Source organism: Streptomyces pimonensis (assembly GCF_041380215.1).
GTDB classification, from domain to species: domain Bacteria; phylum Actinomycetota; class Actinomycetes; order Streptomycetales; family Streptomycetaceae; genus Streptomyces; species Streptomyces pimonensis.
In genome coordinates, this window is the sequence record NZ_JAHWZY010000001.1 from 153,920 (window position 1) to 170,395 (window position 16,476).

17 protein-coding genes and 3 pseudogenes are annotated in these 16,476 nt (G+C 72.2%); 11 read left to right on the forward strand and 9 right to left on the reverse strand.

What is annotated here, in order from left to right; all coding sequences use genetic code 11:
• Positions 1-298 precede the first annotated feature (298 nt).
• The 3 genes from KYY02_RS00745 (at position 299) to KYY02_RS00755 (ending at position 2,632) form a co-directional block, all read left to right on the forward strand.
• Complete coding sequence (locus tag KYY02_RS00745) at positions 299-1,054, forward strand: GOLPH3/VPS74 family protein (protein ID WP_371235415.1); 756 nt, start codon at positions 299-301, stop codon at positions 1,052-1,054.
• A 302-nt stretch (positions 1,055-1,356) separates the two neighbouring features.
• Positions 1,357-2,214: a helix-turn-helix domain-containing protein gene (locus tag KYY02_RS00750; protein WP_030822088.1), complete on the forward strand. Its 858-nt coding sequence runs from the start codon at positions 1,357-1,359 to the stop codon at positions 2,212-2,214.
• Positions 2,215-2,440: 226 nt separating this feature from the next.
• The gene (locus KYY02_RS00755; RefSeq protein WP_371235416.1) at positions 2,441-2,632 is read left to right on the forward strand and encodes a DUF397 domain-containing protein; all 192 of its coding nucleotides are present in this window, start codon (positions 2,441-2,443) and stop codon (positions 2,630-2,632) included.
• A 129-nt stretch (positions 2,633-2,761) separates the two neighbouring features.
• Here KYY02_RS00755 and KYY02_RS00760 read toward each other — a convergent pair whose 3' ends face one another.
• From KYY02_RS00760 to KYY02_RS00775, 4 genes are all read right to left on the reverse strand, one after another.
• Positions 2,762-3,649: a MerR family transcriptional regulator gene (locus tag KYY02_RS00760; protein WP_371235417.1), complete on the reverse strand. Its 888-nt coding sequence runs from the start codon at positions 3,647-3,649 to the stop codon at positions 2,762-2,764.
• An 80-nt stretch (positions 3,650-3,729) separates the two neighbouring features.
• Entirely contained in the window at positions 3,730-4,239 is a 510-nt protein-coding gene (locus KYY02_RS00765; RefSeq protein ID WP_371235418.1) for a glutathione peroxidase, read from the reverse strand.
• Between the two features lie 71 nt (positions 4,240-4,310).
• Positions 4,311-5,129: an SAM-dependent methyltransferase gene (locus tag KYY02_RS00770; protein ID WP_371235419.1), complete on the reverse strand. Its 819-nt coding sequence runs from the start codon at positions 5,127-5,129 to the stop codon at positions 4,311-4,313.
• 254 nt (positions 5,130-5,383) lie between these two features.
• Positions 5,384-5,671: a DUF4190 domain-containing protein gene (locus KYY02_RS00775; protein ID WP_371235420.1), complete on the reverse strand. Its 288-nt coding sequence runs from the start codon at positions 5,669-5,671 to the stop codon at positions 5,384-5,386.
• Positions 5,672-5,866: 195 nt separating this feature from the next.
• On the opposite strand from KYY02_RS00775, the pseudogene KYY02_RS00780 reads away from it, so the two are divergent.
• A pseudogene (locus tag KYY02_RS00780) lies at positions 5,867-6,049 on the forward strand (helix-turn-helix transcriptional regulator); the annotation flags it as partial.
• On the opposite strand, the gene KYY02_RS00785 reads toward KYY02_RS00780, so the two are convergent.
• Together KYY02_RS00785 and KYY02_RS00790 are read right to left on the reverse strand one after the other, a co-directional pair.
• A complete protein-coding gene (locus tag KYY02_RS00785) occupies positions 6,036-6,281 on the reverse strand; it encodes a hypothetical protein (RefSeq protein ID WP_371235421.1) in 246 nt (81 codons plus the stop codon). The pseudogene KYY02_RS00780 and the gene KYY02_RS00785 sit on opposite strands and share 14 nt — an antisense overlap.
• A gap of 62 nt (positions 6,282-6,343) precedes the next feature.
• Entirely contained in the window at positions 6,344-6,856 is a 513-nt protein-coding gene (locus KYY02_RS00790; protein ID WP_371235422.1) for a DUF6584 family protein, read from the reverse strand.
• Positions 6,857-7,353: 497 nt separating this feature from the next.
• Here KYY02_RS00790 and KYY02_RS00795 point away from each other — a divergent pair, with 497 nt between their 5' ends.
• From KYY02_RS00795 to KYY02_RS00810, 4 genes are all read left to right on the forward strand, one after another.
• Positions 7,354-7,962 carry a superoxide dismutase gene (locus tag KYY02_RS00795; RefSeq protein ID WP_371235423.1) on the forward strand — a complete coding sequence of 203 codons (609 nt, stop codon included), beginning with the start codon at positions 7,354-7,356 and terminating at the stop codon, positions 7,960-7,962.
• A gap of 2,349 nt (positions 7,963-10,311) precedes the next feature.
• On the forward strand, positions 10,312-11,055 hold the full coding sequence (locus tag KYY02_RS00800; protein ID WP_371235704.1) for a prepilin peptidase: 744 nt from the start codon (positions 10,312-10,314) through the stop codon (positions 11,053-11,055).
• A gap of 68 nt (positions 11,056-11,123) precedes the next feature.
• On the forward strand, positions 11,124-12,323 hold the full coding sequence (gene mqnC, locus KYY02_RS00805; protein WP_371235424.1) for a cyclic dehypoxanthinyl futalosine synthase: 1,200 nt from the start codon (positions 11,124-11,126) through the stop codon (positions 12,321-12,323).
• A gap of 7 nt (positions 12,324-12,330) precedes the next feature.
• Positions 12,331-12,936 (forward strand): hypothetical protein, encoded by a 606-nt coding sequence (locus tag KYY02_RS00810; RefSeq protein WP_371235425.1) that lies wholly within the window; start codon positions 12,331-12,333, stop codon positions 12,934-12,936.
• A 20-nt stretch (positions 12,937-12,956) separates the two neighbouring features.
• On the opposite strand, the pseudogene KYY02_RS00815 reads toward KYY02_RS00810, so the two are convergent.
• A pseudogene (locus tag KYY02_RS00815) lies at positions 12,957-13,115 on the reverse strand (hydrolase); the annotation flags it as partial.
• A gap of 2 nt (positions 13,116-13,117) precedes the next feature.
• On the opposite strand from KYY02_RS00815, the pseudogene KYY02_RS00820 reads away from it, so the two are divergent.
• Together KYY02_RS00820 and KYY02_RS00825 are read left to right on the forward strand one after the other, a co-directional pair.
• Positions 13,118-13,282: pseudogene (locus KYY02_RS00820) on the forward strand (acyltransferase family protein); the annotation flags it as partial.
• Positions 13,279-13,974, forward strand: coding sequence for a demethylmenaquinone methyltransferase (locus KYY02_RS00825; protein ID WP_371235426.1), 696 nt, complete (start codon positions 13,279-13,281; stop codon positions 13,972-13,974). The pseudogene KYY02_RS00820 and the gene KYY02_RS00825, both read left to right, overlap by 4 nt.
• On the opposite strand, the gene KYY02_RS00830 is transcribed toward KYY02_RS00825, so the two are convergent.
• Positions 13,961-14,302, reverse strand: coding sequence for a PASTA domain-containing protein (locus KYY02_RS00830; RefSeq protein WP_371235427.1), 342 nt, complete (start codon positions 14,300-14,302; stop codon positions 13,961-13,963). The two genes, KYY02_RS00825 and KYY02_RS00830, sit on opposite strands and share 14 nt — an antisense overlap.
• A 118-nt stretch (positions 14,303-14,420) precedes the next feature.
• Positions 14,421-14,924 (reverse strand): GNAT family N-acetyltransferase, encoded by a 504-nt coding sequence (locus tag KYY02_RS00835; RefSeq protein WP_371235428.1) that lies wholly within the window; start codon positions 14,922-14,924, stop codon positions 14,421-14,423.
• Positions 14,925-15,021: 97 nt separating this feature from the next.
• Between KYY02_RS00835 and KYY02_RS00840 the strand changes: the two genes are divergently transcribed.
• Positions 15,022-16,305 (forward strand): geranylgeranyl reductase family protein, encoded by a 1,284-nt coding sequence (locus KYY02_RS00840; RefSeq protein WP_371235429.1) that lies wholly within the window; start codon positions 15,022-15,024, stop codon positions 16,303-16,305.
• Positions 16,306-16,476: the final 171 nt, after the last annotated feature.

Sequence of the window (16,476 nt, forward strand, 5' to 3'; positions counted from 1 at the left end):
CGACGTCGTTCCTTCCGACGACTCGCGCTGCTTCGACCTGTCGGGGGACTCGCCCGCCACCGATGCCTCCTCATGCGCCGCACGCCCCGCGTGCGCCAACCGAACCGTGAACAGCCCCGCCCGGGACAGCACTCCGCAGCGCTGTCCGAACCATGTACCAGTGTCCTGTGTGCGGGCTTCCCTCACGCGGTAGACGAGAACGACATAGCTACTGGTTCCACTACGAACCGGTCACGTGCCCTCGACAGACCAATGTGAGAGGGGTCACCCTGTCATTCATCCACGCGGGGAGGCATGGATGGGCAGGAGCCGCAGAACACTTCCGGAGGAGCTTCTGCTGCTGGCACTGGACCCGGCCACGGGTACCACTGCACAGCCGCAGTCGCTCGACCTGGGTCTGGCCGGAGCACAGCTAGTGGAGCTGGCGCTGGCCGGACGGATAGCCCCAGACGGGGATCGTATCGCCGTGGTGGTGCCACGGCCGACTGGAGACCCAACACTGGACTGCGCGTTGGAGCTGCTGCGAAGGCGCGGCGCTCCGGTACGGGCGGTCCACTGGATCGGCGGGCCGCGTCTCGGGCTGCGCCAGACCTACCTCTCACATCTGGAGCGGTGCGGCATGGTGCACGCCGTGGCCGGACAGATGTGCGGGGTGCTGCCGACGACTCGCTACCAGGCGACGGACACCGAGATCAGCCGGGAGATCAGGGCCCGGCTGGACTCCGCGATCCGCACCGGCGTTCCGCCGGACCCGCGGACCGCGGCGCTCGCCGCACTGGCGCACGCGGTCGGCCTCGGCAAGCACCTGTACCCGGGGAACGAGGGACGCTCCTCGCGTTCCCGGTTGCGGGACCTGATCCGGCACGACCCGATGGGCGGACTCGTCGCGCACGCCGTGATGGACGTCCAGAACGGCGTGGCGGTCCAGCCGCGCCGCAACCCCGCTCCGGCAGGCCGGCAGGCCCCCGCCGGCGGCCGGGGCGCACCGGAACCCGCCCGAGGCGTTCCGGCGCAACCGCACCACGGATCCATGGCGCGCGCCGCGGCCCACTGAGCCGTACGTCACCCGGGGCCGACAGCACGACACGGCCGACGGATCCGCGGCAGACGGATCCGCGGCGGACAGACCCGGTCACGGGAGCCGCAGTCCGGGCGGGGCGGGGAGAACGCACGCGTTCTCCCCGCCCCGCCCGGCGCACCCGCGTCCGGCACCGGCCATCACACCGCGAAGTGGCGTGTACCCGTCGTATATCCACCGTTTCCCAGCGGTAGGAAGCCCCTTGGTGGCAGTCTGCTCGACAGCAGGCACACACAGTGGCAAGCAGTACGAGGCACGCAGCCGGAGGTGCACGTCCCGTGGCGTCCAATGTCAATCCCACCGTCAGGCGGCGCCGGTTGGGCCAGGAGCTGCGCCGGCTCCGTGAGGTCAAGGGCATGACCGCCGAGGAGGTGGCGGAGCGGCTGCTGGTGTCGCAATCGAAGATCAGCCGCCTGGAGAACGGCCGGCGGAGCATCAGCCAGCGTGACGTCCGCGATCTGTGCGGGGTCTACGAGGTGGAGGACCAGCGGATCGTCGAGTCGCTGATGCAGATGGCCAAGGACTCGCGCCAGCAGGGCTGGTGGCACGCCTTCGGCGACATCCCGTACAGCGTCTACATCGGGCTGGAGACGGACGCGGAGTCGCTCCGCGTCTACGAGCCCCAGATCATCACCGGTCTGCTGCAGACCCGCGCGTACGCCGAGGCGATCGTCCAGGGCGGTTCGCCGGAGTCGTCCGAGCAGGACAACGACAAGCGGGTCGAGGTCCGGCTGCGCAGGCAGGGCCGGATCACCGCCGAGAAGGACCCGCTGCGGCTGTGGGTGGTGCTGGACGAGGCGTCGCTGCACCGGGTCGTCGGGAGCCGGCAGGTGATGCGGGAACAGCTGGAGCACGTCATGGAGCTGTCCCAGCTGCCGCACATCACCGTGCAGGTGCTGCCGTTCGAGGTCGGTGCGCACGCCGGCATCAACGGCCAGTACTCGATCCTGGAGTTCGCCGACGCGGCCGACTCCAGCGTCGTCTACATCGAGGGCGTCACCAGCGACCTGTACCTGGAGAAGCCGCACGACGTGCAGAAGTACACGGTGATGTACGAGCACCTGCGGGCCCAGTCGCTGAACGTGGAGGCGTCCCGGCAACTCGTCGAGCGCCTCGCGAAGGACTACGCGCGCTGAAGGCCGGTCGGGAGGCGGCGGGATGGTACACCGCTGACACGTCGGCTTAGAAGACTCGCCTGGTATATGCCACCCGGTCGAGTGAACGACTACTCCGGAAGAAGAGGTTGGCGAGTAGCGTCGATCACGCCAACCACCAACGGGGGTTGGCGAAAACCGCCCTGCGGGTCCACGTCGGAACGCGCAGGACGGTGACAGCGACTCGGCATCTGGCTACGGAGCGAACATGGCAATTCGTCTGGGCGCCACGGAAACGTGGACGACGTCCTCCTACACCAACAACAACGGCGCGTGCGTGATGGTCAGGTCGACCACCGAGGCGGCGCTGGAACTCGGGGACACCAAGGCCCCCGAGGGTCCGAAGCTGTCCTTCCCCGCGGACGCGTGGAGCGCCTTCGTGGCCTCGGTCAGGAGCTGACCGGTCAGGAGATGACCGGTCCGGCGACCGGCCACCGGGCGACACCGGACCGGCACGAGCACCACCGGCAGGGCCCTCTCGACCGGTTCGCCGTCCTAGCCGAGAGGGCTCGGCCGACGCCCTCCCGACTCAGTCCGCGGCACGGGCCACGGGGGAGGCCGTCGGGAAGGCCACGGGGAAGGCCACGTCACACACCGGGTCCTCGGGGCCCGCGGCGTCCCAGTCGGTGAAGTACACCTCCCGGCAGGGTCCCGTCGGCGTCAGTCCCTCCGCCTCCATCCACTTCTCCACCGCCTCGAAGGCGGCCAGGATCTGCGGATGCGCCACCTGCGCCTTGGTGATCCGGGTGCGGGCCAGCCGCAGCGCCGGCTCCACCCGCACCGCCGTCTCCCGGGCCCGGCCCCGCCGCTCCGCCCAGGCGCGCGCCGCCGCCTCGTCGGCGACCGGCACACACGCCTCCGCGGGGCCGTCGCTCTCCATGGACACCTCGGAGTGGTACACCACGAACGACGCTCCGGCGACGCCCCCGCACTCCCGGGCAGCCTCCTCCAGCCGGTCCAGCGAGGCCCCGATCCACGCCGGCAACTCCCCCGCCAGCAGGTGCCGTTCCTCGGTGATCAGCACCTGCGCCGGCACGTCCACCGTCTCGACCACGAACTTCCCGTACATCTCGGAACTCCTCCCCGACAGCCGTCCACGGAGGTATGCCGCGAGTGTCCGCTGCCCGGCGTACCGCGCCTCGACGTCCGCCCAGTAGGCGGCGAGCCGCTTCGCGGCCGTCGCGCCGTCGTCCGCGTCGACGACCTCGGCGATCCGGGCCAGCGGCATGTCGAGCTGCCGCAACAGCGCCACCAGCCGGGCGCGTTCGACCTGGCCGGGCCGGTAGAACCGGTATCCGGTGGCCTCGTCGACCCGTGCCGGGGCCAGCAACCCCAGCCGGTCGTACAGCCGCAGCGCCTTCGCCGACAGCCGCGCCCGCGCCGCGAACGCCCCGATGCCGATCAGTTCCTCGTCCACGCCGACATCCTCCGTCGCCGGGCGGCCTCTCCGCCCGGCGACGGACACGCTCACCCCTGCCCCAGGGGCAGGGTCAACGGTCAGCCGAGCGCCTTCTCCACCGCCGCCACGACCTGAGCCGACTCCGGCTCGGTCTGCGGCGAGAACCGGGCGACGACCTCGCCGTCCCGCCCGATCAGGAACTTCTCGAAGTTCCAGCGGACGTCCCCGCTGTACCCCTCCGCGTCGGCGAACCCGGTCAGCCGCTCGTACAGGGCGTGCCGCCCGTCCCCGTTGACCTCGACCTTCTCGGTCATCGGGAAGGTCACGCCGTACGTCGCCGAGCAGAACTCGGCGATCTCCTCCGCGCTGCCCGGCTCCTGCCCGAGGAACTGGTTGCAGGGCACGCCGAGCACGGTGAAGCCCTGCTCCGCGTACCGCTCGTGCAGCCGCTCCAGTCCGGCGTACTGCGGGGTCAGCCCGCACTTGGAGGCCACGTTCACCACGAGCACGGCCCGCCCCGCGTACCGGTCGAGTCCGGCGGACCCGCCGTCCAGTGCACCGATCTCGACATCGAGGGGGGAGGAGCCGTTGTTCTCTGCAGTCGTCATGAACGGGAGCCTAGCCCCATGGCGCGCGGCGGAGCGGCGCCCCGGTCCCTCCGCCGTGCCGGGGCCGGCGGTCAGGGCTTGCGGCCCACGCCGCAGTAGGCGTCCACGGTCGCCGCCGTGTCGTCGTCCGTGTCCGGCCGCCACTGCGGCACCCGTACGACGCCCGGTTCCGCCAGCTCCAGCCCGTCGAAGAACCCGGCGATCTCGTCGACGCCGCGCACGTGGTACGGCACGGCGCCGCTGGAGTTGTACGCCTCGGACGCGGCGATCATGCCCTCGCTGGTGGCCGTGCTGTCGCTGATCACCAGGTGGCTGCCCGAGGGGAGCCCCGCCATGAGCCGACGCACCAGATCGCGGGCCTGCTCGTAGTCGGCCACATGGCCGAGCGTGTTGAGGACCGCCAGGGCGACCGGCCGGGACAGGTCGAGCGTCCCGGCGGCGGCCCGCAGCACCGCCTCGGGGTCGTACAGGTCGGCGTCGAGGTAGGCCGTCCTTCCCTCGGGGGCGCTGGTGAGCAGGGCGTTCGCGTGGGCCAGCACGATCGGGTCGTTGTCGACGTACACGATCCGGGCGTCCGGGGCGACGCGCTGGGCCACCTCGTGCGTGTTGTCGGCGGTCGGCAGCCCCGTGCCCACGTCCAGGAACTGCCGTATGCCCTGTTCACCGGCGAGGTGGCGGACGGCCCGCCCCAGGAACCGCCGGCTGGTGTGTGCCACGTCCACCAGACCGGGAAAGATCTCCTTGATCCGGTCGCCTGTCTCCCGGTCGACCTTGTAGTGGTCCTTCCCGCCGACGAAGTAGTTCCAGAACCGCGCCGAGTGCGGCTTGGTCGTGTCGATCCGGACACGGGTCGCGGAACCGGAGCCGTCCTGGGCGATGTCCTCGGGCACGGGCGAGCCTCCTGGAGCGGGCGGTCAAGAGCCGGTTCCCCAATCTAGGCGAACTGGCTCCCACCCAACGGGAGTTCGCGGACGCGGGGGCACTGCGCCGGCACGGTCCTCGGTTTCTCCTCCGGCGCGGTCTCGGCCTGCCGCTCGCCGCACGGCTGGCGCCGGCCCACCGGTTCCCGCGGCCACGGCCGCACAGCGGAGTGCGGGCGGGTACCCGGTACCCACCCGCACGCACTCGTCCTCCCGCAGGGCCACTAGCCGCCCACGTACCAGCTGAACCCACCGTTGTTCGCGGCGACGAGCAGCAGCACGAGCCACAGGACCACGTCGACGACGCCGAGGACGATGCCGGCCTTCGCCATCCCGGCACCGTTCTTGACCGCCGCCCGGCGGCGGGCGACGGCACCGAAGACGATGGCCAACGGGCCCAGGACGATGTTCAGGACGAACAGTCCGACGACGCCGCAGCACAGACTCGCGATCGCCAGGCCGTTGGTGCGCGAGCCGGAGGACGCGGCGGAAGAGCTGCCGTAACTCGTCATTGGATACTCCCGGTTGTCGGTTGCACGGACCGAACGGGCCGCAGTTTCCTTACCTTTGAACTGTTCTCTCCGAATGCCCCCTCGCCGCGCTCCCATGTCAACCGGCCGTGCCGATCGGATCGGGCACGGACCGTCGGGTCGGGGAAGAGGTCCGTTTCCTACCGTGGTGAGTGCGAAAAGTGAAGGGGACCGGGAGTGCTGGAGCGTCTCAACCAGGCCCTGGAGCACATCGGGGGCCGCCTCGACCGGCAGGTCGGCGTGGCCGAGCCGGCCCGTACCGCGGCCACCTCGGAGTACCACCTGCGCCGGATGTTCTCCGCGCTCGCGGGCATGCCGCTGTCGGAGTACGTACGGCGCCGTCGGCTCACCGCCCCCGGGCGTCGGACGCGCGGATCGACCGGACGGCGGTGCGGGTGGACAGGCTCTGCGGCGAGGCCATGGGCACCACCCGCCGCTGCGCCGACGCCGCAGCTGTCGACATCGTCGACCGGGCGGTCCCCGGGGAAGCCGTGCGCTCCACCGCCATCGGGAGCGCCCGGGCCCAGACGAACAGGGCCGGCGACGCCCTCGGCACCATCGAGGTCCGCATGTACGACCCGGTCCTGGCCATCCTGCGCGGCACCGTCAACCCCCTCGGCCGACCAGCACCCCACCGATCCGCCGGCGGGCGAGTCAGCGGAACAGGGCGATCAGTCCGTTCACCCAGATCCCCAGCATCGCCAGGACCGCCACCAGACAGCCGGCTCCTGCCAGGAAGTCGCCGAACTTCCCCACGCCGGCGTCCGGTTCGTCGTCCGGGACGGAAGCCGTCGAGTCCCAGTCCACCGGGCGCCCCAGGGCTTCGGAGCAGGCGGTTCGTACCGCTGCCAGCTGCTCCACGGCGAACCCGGAGGGGGCGAGGGACTCGGGACCGCGCCACGCGAGGGCCCTCATGCGTTCCCGGGGTGTCCGGTACCTCGCTTCGAAGGCGGAGGTCTCGTCCGCGTCCCGGTCCTCCTCGAGGTACATCCAGCGTCCTGCCTCCGCGGGCTCTCCGTACAGCCGGTACACCTCCGCGAGGCGACGGCGGAGGGTCAGGTCGGTGGGGTAGGAGGAGACCAGTCCGCGTAGACGTTGGCGTGCCATGGGTACGCGGCCGGCTGCCAGATCCGCGTCGACACGGGCGAGGGTGGCTGTCCGGGGCATGGACGCATGATCGTCCAGGCCCGGTGGGGCGGTCGACTCCTTTTCGTCGGTCGAGCGGCCGACCCCGGCCCGGTGGGACAGGACGGCCCGGCTGTCGCTCCCGGCGGCCTGGAACCCCGGGCGCGTGGAAGCGGGTGAAGGAGGCCCGGCTGCGGTTTCCCCGTGTCCACGCGGTCCTCGGAGGATCGCCGCCGTCGCCGGGGACCTCCCGCTCCTCACCACCGACTCCCCCCGGACGCGGAGGATCTCGCTGGGCGGGGGGTGCGCCGCCCGCTGGGACGAGGCGCGCGGGGCCGGCCGGATCCGGCGGACGCCGGTTGAGAAGACGATCACCTTCCTGGAAGGACCGCACCCATGTCGGGTGCTGCACCACCGGAAGCCGACGGGCCGGCCCCGCCACGACTCATGCTGATGCAACATGCATGCTGTTGCAAGTCATTCGCAATAAAGTCGTAGGCTGTCCCAGGACGGCCAACCCACCGAAGGAGACGCGCCAGATGGGCACCTACGCGCTTCCCGACCTGCCCTACGACTACTCAGCGCTCGCGCCGGCCATCACGCCGGAAATCCTGGAACTGCACCACGCCAAGCACCACGCCGCCTACGTCAAGGGAGCCAACGACACGCTGGAGCAGATCGCGGAGGTCCGGGACAAGGACCAGATCACGCCCACCGGCCTCGTCGGCCTGGAGAAGACCTTCGCCTTCAACCTCTCCGGGCACGTCCTGCACTCGATCTTCTGGCAGAACCTCTCCCCGGACGGCGGCGGCCGCCCCGACGGAGCGCTGGCGACCGCGATCGACGAGCACCTGGGGGGCTTCGAGGCCTTCAGGAAGCAGCTCACCGTGGCCACCACATCCGTGCAGGGCTCGGGCTGGGGCGTGCTCGCCTGGGAACCCCTGGGCAGGCGCCTGATCGTGGAGCAGGTCTACGACCACCACGGCAACGTCGGCCAGGGCAGCATCCCGCTGCTCGTCTTCGACGCCTGGGAGCACGCCTACTACCTGCAGTACAGGAACGTCCGGCCGGACTACGTCACCAAGCTCTGGGACCTGGTCGACTGGGAGGACGTCGCCGCCCGTCACGCCGCGGCCGTCGGCGCCTGACCGACGTCATCACATCCTGGTCAGGCCTTCGGACGTCCGGGTCAGGGGGTGGGGCGCCGGAGGAACGCCAGTGCTCCACCCCGCCCGCCGGGAGCCATGATGCCCGTGCGCCGGCCTTCCCCCCCGGCGGCACAGGCACCCCCTGCCCACCCCCATTCCGTTCGTCGCCGACCCGGGTTCGGGCCACGATCCGAGAGGGCGAGGGGAGAACCACCGGCTGGGGGATGCGGCATCCGCGTGGCGTCAGGGGCACGCCTGTGACACGACCCCGAACGCGGAGAAGGGGGCCGGCCCAGCAGGAAGCCCCTGCTGGGCCGGCCCCCTTCTCCGCGTCCCGGCGGGATTCGAACCCGCGACACCCGCTCCAGGAGTTCGGTTCGGCCTTCTCCGGCCGCGGTCGTCGGCTGGAGCGACAGCCGGACAGGCAACCGGCGTACATCTCCGTCCGGCATCGTTGGTGTCAGGTGCGGATGTCAGGAACTGTCCGAGCAGCCCCCTGGACCGGTCGTCATCACAGGTACCGGGAGTGGACGGAATCCGTTGACCGGCGACTCCGCCCCGGCCACGCCGGCCAGTGGTGCGGCCACGGAGGGCCGCACCGGTACCGACGGTGGCTCCCCGTCCTCCGTCGTGTTCCGGAGGGTGCGCAGTACCCGTACGGCGCCCTCGGCTCCGCGTGCCGCAGGTTCCCGGCGAGGGCGAGCGGTACAGGGGGTGCGTTCCTCCTCGCGGACGTGGTCCTCTCCGGGACCGCCCGGCCCTCCGTCCCGACACGGACCGGCCGGAAGCGCTCGCCGACGGCGCGGCCGGACTCGGCCGGCGCTTTGGCACCGCCGCGTACGGAGAGCCGGCGCCAGTGGCTGCAGGGTCCACCCTGGAGGGACCCGTGCCGGGTGAGCGCCGGCGCCGCGCTGGACAGCCGTACCGCCATGACGACCGCGGCGCGTGGGCCCGCCCCGTCCACCGAGAACGCCGAGACCTCCACCGGCCAGGCACCCGTGAGGGACAACACCGGTGAGAGGGGGTGCGTGCAGTACGCCGTGGGAGCGATGTACCTGCGCCGGTGCGCCGGATCACCGACCAGGCCCGCGACATCGGCCGGGGACATGCCGTGCAGGCAGTCCGCTTCGAGCAGGCTGTTCCGGCCCGGATTCGCGGCCTCGACCGTCTGCCGGAGGGGCCGCCAGCGCCTCCCTCGCCGGTGCGGCCAGCTCACCGGCGTGCCATGTACCAACGCATGAGCTGGTGGCCGCCCCATCCACCGGCCACTGCCGCTCCGGCAGCGGCAGGCCAGGCAACCGTCTCCGGGGCACCCACCGCTGACAGCAACGCTCCCACCACGCCGAACGCGGCCCCGGCGCCGGCGACCCACAACGCGAATCCGAGCCTCTCCGCTGTCCAGTGCTCCTGTCCCACAGGACTCGCCCCTCCCCGATGGTCAGTCACCCTGGGGGCGACCGGATCCCATAGGCACCCCGTGCAGGCTCATGTACCCCCTGCGAGTGGGGGTGCGACCTCCGGAGGGCTCCACGCCCACCACAGGTTCCGTAGCGACGCAGGGTGGCGGAATTCTCCGTCATCGCACGCACGGGACATATGGGGCTGCCACAGGTCTCCACCTGCGCGTGAGCGTGTTCTGCTGTCGTCGTCACGGCCGGCACCGCCCCGTCGGGGTGGATCGCGGTGCGTGAGCGCGACACCACCGGACTGAGGCCGCACCGCACGTTCACACAACTCCAGCGGTATTTCCTGGGGCAGGCGTCGTCCGCGCTCCTCTCCTGAGTCCCGTCTGCCCTGCTGTCGCCTCTCCCCGTGTCTCGGGGGAACCTCACTCCAACGGCTCCTCCGGTCGGTCGGCCCAGCGCCACCAGACATGCCGACCGGTACACCTCCACAGCGCCCGGCAGGTCCGCCGGTCGTCGTTGCCCGGTGGCGGAGCCGGTGCGCGAGGAGGGCCGGGAAGGGGATCGTGCCGCGATGACGCTGCGCATCCTGGAGCGGCGGGGGATCCCGGCGCCCGATGCCGTACGGGAGCGGGTCCGGGCCCGCACCGGTCCCGGTCGGCTCGGGCTCCGGGCCCAGCGGGCGGTGCACGCCGAGAAGGCCGAGGACCTGTTCGGCGGTCGACCGGCCGATCCGCCGGCGCCGTCGGGGGAAGTCGCGGCGGGAGGAGACCTTCGACCGCGGCCGTCCGAGTCCCTAGGATCTCCGGAGGCTCAGCAGACCCTCCTCCCGCACACCCAGGAGACCCGTCATGCCGCAGCGTCGCAGTCCCCGTCCGTCCAGCTCGGTGGTTCCGGGGAACAGGGCGACGCCGTCGGCGTGGCGCGACGTGGCCGGGGCGGCGGGATGAGCGGGTACGGCGAGCACCTGGACGTCTGGGCGGCCGTCGCCGCCGCGCTGTGGGGCGCGGCGGCCGGTGCGGTGCTGCCCCGCGCGGCCTACCGGTTCTCCGTCCCGCCCGGGGAGGAGTGGCGGACGGCGTGCCCGGCGGGGCACCCGGTCGGCGGCTGGCTCGGGCGGGCCCGGTGCGGGCCGTGCGCGGGGCCGCCGTACGGTCCCGGCGCCGCTCCCGTCGTCGTCACCGCCCTGGTCTGCGCCGCCCTCGCCGCCGTCACCGGGACCCGGCCCGAGCTGGGCGTCTGGCTGCTGCTCGCACCCGTCGGGGTACTGCTGGCGGTGGTCGACCTCCGGGTGCAGCGGCTGCCCGACCCGCTCACCCTCCCCTTCGCCGGGGCCGCCCTCGTCCTGCTCGGCCTGGCCGCCCTCGTTCCCGGGCACGCGGGGGAGTGGGCCACCGCCCTGCTGGGCGCGCTCGCGCTGGGCGCCGGCTACTTCGTGCTGTTCCTGGTCAACCCGGGCGGCATGGGCTTCGGCGACGTGAAGCTCGCGCTCGGCGCGGGCGCCGTCCTCGGCTGGTACGGCTGGCCGGCCGTGACGCTCGGCACCCTCGCCGGGTTCGTGTTCGGGGCGCTGTACGGGGGCGCCCTCGTCGTCGCCCGGAAGGCGGGGCGCAGGACGGCGATCCCGTTCGGACCCTTCCTGATCGGCGGGGCCTTCGCGGGGCTGCTGGTCGGGGCGTACGCGGCCTGACGTCGGCCGCCCCGAGGCGCTGGCGTACGCTGGATCGGTCCGTCCACACCCCTTCGAAAGGGACGCCGGTGACCGAGAAGGCCGACCTTCAGCCCATCCTCGACCGTGCCGCCGCCGGTGGGCGGATCACCCCCGAAGAAGCCCTCGACCTCTACCGGGACGCCCCGCTGCACGCGCTGGGCGCCGCCGCCGACGCCGTGCGCAGGCGCCGGTACGCCGGTACGGAGCACATCGCGACGTACATCATCGAGCGGAACATCAACTACACGAACGTGTGCGTCACGGCGTGCAGGTTCTGCGCCTTCTACGCGGCCCCCAAGGACACCGCCAAGGGCTGGACCCGCGACCTCGACGACATCCTGCGGCGCTGCGCCGAGACCGTCGAGCTCGGCGGTACGCAGATCATGTTCCAGGGCGGTCACCACCCGGACTACGGCGTCGAGTACTACGAGAAGCACTTCGCCGCCATCAAGAAGGAGTTCCCGCAGCTCGTCATCCACAGCCTGGGGGCGAGCGAGGTCGAGCACATGGCGCGGATCAGCGAGGTGGGCGTCGAGGAGGCGATCACCCGCATCCACGCGGCCGGGCTCGACTCCTTCGCCGGGGCGGGCGCCGAGCTGCTCCCCGCCCGTCCCCGCAAGGCCATCGCGCCGCTCAAGGAGTCCGGCGAGCGGTGGCTGGAGATCATGGAGATCGCGCACAACCTCGGCGTCGAGTCCACGTCCACCATGCTCATGGGGACCGGCGAGACCAACGCCGAGCGGATCGAGCACCTGCGGATGATCCGTGACGTGCAGGACCGCACGGGCGGCTTCCGCGCCTTCATCCCGTACACCTACCAGCCCGAGAACAACCACCTGAAGGGCCGCACCCAGGCCACCCTCTTCGAGTACCTGCGGATGATCGCCATCGCCCGCCTCTTCCTCGACAACGTGGCCCACATCCAGGGCTCCTGGCTGACCACCGGCAAGGAGGTCGGCCAGCTCTCCCTGCACTACGGCGCGGACGACCTCGGCTCCATCATGCTGGAGGAGAACGTGGTCTCCTCCGCCGGCGCCAGGCACCGTTCCAACCGGCTGGAGATCATCGACCTGATCCGCAAGGCGGGACGGGTCCCGGCCCAGCGGTCGACGACGTACGAGCACCTCGTGGTGCACGACGACCCGGCGAACGACCCCGCCGACGACCGCGTGGTCTCCCACATCTCCTCCACCGCCATCGAGGGCGGCACGGCCCACCCGGAGCTGAAGCTCCTCGCGTCCAACTAGCCCGCACGTGCTCACGATCCACGCGGACTCCCAGGGGCGGGCGCTCGCCGTCGACGGCGCGTGGATCGCCCGGGCGGGCTTTCTGGAGGACCTGCTCGCCGACCGTCCGCGGACCCGGGTGCGCCGGTGGCCCGGCATCCTCACCGCCGGCCTCGTCAACCTCCACGGCGACGAACTGCTGGAGGAGGCGTACCACCCGGATCCGCGTGAGGCCGACGAACTGGGCACCGAGCCGCTGACGGGGGACGCGCTCGCGTCCCTGCCCATGGACGACGCCCGCTGGGGCGCGAGCGCCCGGCGCGGGGTGCAGCGCATGCTGGCCCACGGCACGGTCGCGGTGGCCTGCGGGGAACTGCGCAACCGCGCCGTCCGGGACGCCGTGCACCGCTCCGGACTGGGCGTCGTCGGCCGGCTGGGGCGCCCCGGCGGGACGGCCGCGCTGGACCCGTACGCCTGCGGCCTGCCGGTGACGTTCGCGGAGCCCCGGGAGCCCGGCTCCGCCGCCCGGTTCGCCGTCTTCGACGTGCCGGACGAGGCCGCGCTCGCCGCACGCGGCGCCGGGACCTGCGTGGCGACCGTGGTCGGGGGGCGTCTGGTGTACCGGCGGCGCTGACCCCGCGGCGGCGCCGGCCCTCACCCCGCGAACGCCTCCCCGAACGCCCCGTCCTCCTGTTCCACGCCGCTGCAGTCCGTCAACGGGTCGTCCGCGGAGCTGTCCTCGTCGCACCGCCGGTCCCGGAACGTCGACCACATCGACACCCACGCGACGCCCTTCTCCTCCGCGAACGCGCGTCGCGTTCGAGGCGCACCCGCCGCTGGAGAGCCAGTGGTTCCTGTTCGGCGTCGGCCGGGTCCTGATCGGGGGCTGCGTGCTCGCGTGCGGCCGGGTCGAGGACGTCGCCGCGCGCCGGAAGCCGACGCTCCTGCCGGGCGGGCGGGCTGCAAGAATGGGCGCGTGACCCGCGCATCCCTGGACAAGCAGCCGCACGAAGTCGCCTCGATGTTCGATGGCGTCGCGGAACGGTACGACCTGACGAACGATGTGCTCTCCCTCGGCCAGGACCGGCGGTGGCGCAAGGAGGTCGCGAAGGCGGTCGACGCCCGGCCGGCGCAGAAGGTCCTGGACCTGGCGGCCGGCACGGGCACCTCGTCGATGCCCTTCGCCCGTGCCGGCGCCTACGTGGTGCCCTGCGACTTCTCCCAGGGCATGCTCCGGGTCGGCAAGCGGAACAACGCCTGGCTCCCGTACACGGCCGGCGACGCGACCCGACTGCCCTTCAGGGACGACGTGTTCGACGCCGTCACCATCTCCTTCGGGCTGCGCAACGTGCAGGACACGGACGCGGCCCTGCGCGAGATGCACCGGGTGACCCGGCCCGGCGGGCGGATCGTCATCTGCGAGTTCTCGCATCCGACGTGGGCGCCGTTTCGCACCGTCTACACCGAGTACCTGATGCGCGCGCTGCCGCCGGTTGCCCGGTCGGTGTCGTCCAACCCGGACGCGTACGTCTACCTCGCCGAGTCCATCCGCGACTGGCCCGACCAGCCCGCGCTGGCCGGACGGCTGAAGGGCGCCGGCTGGTCGAAGGTGGCGTGGCGCAACCTCACGGGCGGAGTGGTCGCACTGCACCGGGGCTTCAAGGAGAGCTGAGCACCACCGCGCGGGGCGGGGCGGGCTCCTCCCGTTCCCGCCGGAGCCCGCCCTCGGGCGGCGCCGGCCCGCGAGGCTCGCGCACCCCTCCGCCGCTCTCGCCCTCACCGAAGTCGAACCACACGTGGACCACGGAGTTTCGCGGCACCTCCGTGCCGGGCTGCGGATACTGGCGTACGACGTAGTCGACGACGGCGAGCCGGAAGTCCGGCCGGTCCGGGGCGTCGACGGACAGGCCCCACGCCCGGGCCGACTCGCGCGCGTCCACGGCCATCAGTCCGACCAGGCGCGGTACGCGCACTTCGGGTGCGGGTGTCCTGGGTGTCATGCGCACGGACCTCACCCCCAAGCGGTACCGGCAGAGTAGACCCGGTGCGGGCCCGCCGGAAGCACCAAGTGGCTTTCCGTGACAATGTGCTACCCGGAGTGACGGTCGGGTGTCGTGGTCAGAGGTCCAGCCGGTAGCAGTGGACCTCGTGCGGGGAAGCCGGAATCGTGAACGTCTCGGCGAGGCGCATCCCGAGCCGCCGGGTGACCCCCGTGGAACGGGAGTTGCAGGCGTCCACCATCGCCACCACGCCCTTCGGGCCCGCCACCACCCGCTCCAGCGTCTGCCGGGCCGCCGCGGTGGCGTACCCCTTGCCCCAGTGCTCCCGTCCGAGCCGCCAGCCGATCTCGATCTCGCCCGTCGGGCCCCACTCGCGCTCCCACGGCTGGGCACCGGTGAAGCCGATGACCTGCCCGGACCCGTCGAGCACGCTCCACAGGCAGAAGCCGCGTTCGGCGTCGTGCCGGCGCCGGCGGGCGGTGGGCTCCTCGTGGACCGACAGCTCCGCCCTCCTGCCGCCGTGGAACTCCATGACGTCCGGGTCGTCGAAGACCCGGTGCCGGACGAAGGCGTCCTCGTGGGTGGGGACGCGCAACCGCACGGCGGGGAGAGCTCGGTTCACGGGGCAGCCCTTCAACCGGGTGATCGATCGTGCTGAATAGACTGCCCCTGTCCAGTGCCGGTCGGCACGCAGATTTCGAACTTGGGGAGATCCCGCCGTGACCGAGCCCCTCTCCGACAACACCGCCGATGTGATCGTCGTGGGCGCGGGGCCAGCCGGCTCCACCACCGCCTACCACCTGGCCCGGTCCGGACTCGACGTGCTCCTGCTGGAGAAGACCGAGTTCCCGCGCGAGAAGGTCTGCGGCGACGGCCTCACCCCGCGCGCCGTGAAGCAGCTGGTGTCGATGGGCATCGACGTCTCCGAGGAGGCCGGCTGGCTGCGCAACAAGGGCCTGCGCATCATCGGCGGCGGCGTCCGTCTCCAGCTGGACTGGCCGGATCTCGCCTCCTTCCCCGACTACGGACTGGTCCGCAAGCGCGACGACTTCGACGAGCAGCTCGCCCGGCAGGCCCAGAAGGCGGGCGCCCGGCTGTACGAGCGCTGCAACGTGAGCGGGCCGATCGTCGACGACCGCACCGGTCGCATCACCGGAGTGAAGGCCAGGCTCGGCGAGGACAAGCGGGAGGTCACCTTCCACGCCCCGCTGGTGGTGGCCGCCGACGGCAACTCCACCCGGCTGTCCCTGGCGATGGGCCTGCACCGCCGCGAGGACCGCCCGATGGGCGTCGCGGTCCGCACGTACTTCACCTCGCCCCGCCACGACGACGACTACCTGGAGTCCTGGCTGGAGCTGTGGGACCGCCGCGGCCCGCGGGACCGGCTGCTGCCCGGCTACGGCTGGATCTTCGGCATGGGCGACGGGACGAGCAACGTCGGCCTCGGCGTGCTCAACACCTCGGACGCCTTCAAGGAGCTGGACTGGCGCGAGGTCCTCAAGGCCTGGTGCGCCTCCATGCCGGAGGACTGGGGCTACACCCCGGACAACATGACCGGCCCGATCCGCGGCGCCGCGCTCCCCATGGCCTTCAACCGCCAGCCGCACTACACGCGCGGCCTGCTGCTGGTCGGCGACGCGGGCGGCCTGGTGAACCCCTTCAACGGCGAGGGCATCGCCTACGCCATGGAGTCCGGGCAGATCGCCGCCGACGTGATCGTCCAGGCCCACGCGCGGGCCACCCCGGCCCAGCGGGAGATCGCGCTCCGGCGCTATCCGCGGGTTCTGAAGGACACCTACGGCGGCTACTACACGCTCGGCCGGGCCTTCGTGAAGCTCATCGGCAACCCGAAGGTCATGCAGATCGCCGCCCAGCGCGGACTGACGCACCCGATGCTGATGAGGTTCACCCTGAAGCTGCTCGCCAACCTGACGGACCCGACGGGCGGCGACGCGATGGACCGCGTCATCAACGGCCTGAGCAAGGTGGCGCCGAAGGCGTGAGCGGGCGCCCGCGCGGCGCGAAGCCGTGAGCGGCACCGTGGACGGCCGGGGTCCGGAGGACGGGCTCCGGGCCGTCGGCGTCCGCGCCGGGGCGCCGTGAGGGGCCGTCACGGGGCCGTACGGCGTCCGGCCGGTGCGCACCGGCGCCGTCGACCCGTCCGGGCGGCGGGA

Bases quoted from the DNA above. Each gene is read 5' to 3' on its own strand.
- KYY02_RS00790 (WP_371235422.1), bottom strand. From the start codon at position 6,856: ATGCCCCGGACAGCCACCCTCGCCCGTGTCGACGCGGATCTGGCAGCC.
- KYY02_RS00795 (WP_371235423.1), top strand. From the start codon at position 7,354: ATGGGCACCTACGCGCTTCCCGACCTGCCCTACGACTACTCAGCGCTC.
- KYY02_RS00775 (WP_371235420.1), bottom strand. From the start codon at position 5,671: ATGACGAGTTACGGCAGCTCTTCCGCCGCGTCCTCCGGCTCGCGCACC.
- KYY02_RS00765 (WP_371235418.1), bottom strand. From the start codon at position 4,239: ATGACGACTGCAGAGAACAACGGCTCCTCCCCCCTCGATGTCGAGATC.
- KYY02_RS00755 (WP_371235416.1), top strand. From the start codon at position 2,441: ATGGCAATTCGTCTGGGCGCCACGGAAACGTGGACGACGTCCTCCTAC.
- KYY02_RS00830 (WP_371235427.1), bottom strand. From the start codon at position 14,302: ATGACACCCAGGACACCCGCACCCGAAGTGCGCGTACCGCGCCTGGTC.
- KYY02_RS00745 (WP_371235415.1), top strand. From the start codon at position 299: ATGGGCAGGAGCCGCAGAACACTTCCGGAGGAGCTTCTGCTGCTGGCA.
- KYY02_RS00785 (WP_371235421.1), bottom strand. From the start codon at position 6,281: ATGGCCAGGACCGGGTCGTACATGCGGACCTCGATGGTGCCGAGGGCG.
- KYY02_RS00800 (WP_371235704.1), top strand. From the start codon at position 10,312: ATGAGCGGGTACGGCGAGCACCTGGACGTCTGGGCGGCCGTCGCCGCC.